This is a genomic window from Stenotrophomonas sp. AS012628 (assembly GCF_010608305.1).
Taxonomy (GTDB): Bacteria; Pseudomonadota; Gammaproteobacteria; order Xanthomonadales; family Xanthomonadaceae; genus Stenotrophomonas; species Stenotrophomonas geniculata.
In genome coordinates this window covers 1-274 of sequence record NZ_VMBJ01000132.1, presented here as the reverse complement: position 1 = coordinate 274, position 274 = coordinate 1, and the positions used below count along the sequence as shown (strand labels likewise).

Here is a 274-nt window from a genome sequence, read left to right as displayed (position 1 = left end):
ACCCGGGACGTGGCCGAAACCAAGGCGATGCAGGTCAATCAGTATGCACGGGAGAGCCAGCATCCATTGCTCTGCGAGATAGAGAAAGACAGTTGATCGGATGTTTGGGAGCGAGGTGAAGCCATGTTGAATCGAGAGCTCGAAGTCACCCTCAATCTCGCCTTCAAGGAGGCGAGGGCCAAACGCCATGAATTCATGACGGTTGAGCACCTGCTGCTGGCCTTGCTGGACAATGAGGCGGCGGCAACGGTATTGCGTGCGTGCGGTGCCAACC

The 274-nt window shown here is 57.3% G+C and carries 2 protein-coding genes; both read left to right on the top strand.

Translation table 11 applies throughout. From position 1 onward, the window contains the following. Positions 1-96 (top strand): ATP-dependent Clp protease adaptor ClpS (locus G5A07_RS21285; protein ID WP_191863978.1); only part of this gene is annotated, 96 nt, incomplete at its 5' end. A 27-nt stretch (positions 97-123) separates the two neighbouring features. Continuing rightward, a partial coding sequence (locus tag G5A07_RS21280) for a Clp protease N-terminal domain-containing protein (RefSeq protein WP_191863977.1) occupies positions 124-274 on the top strand: 151 nt, incomplete at its 3' end.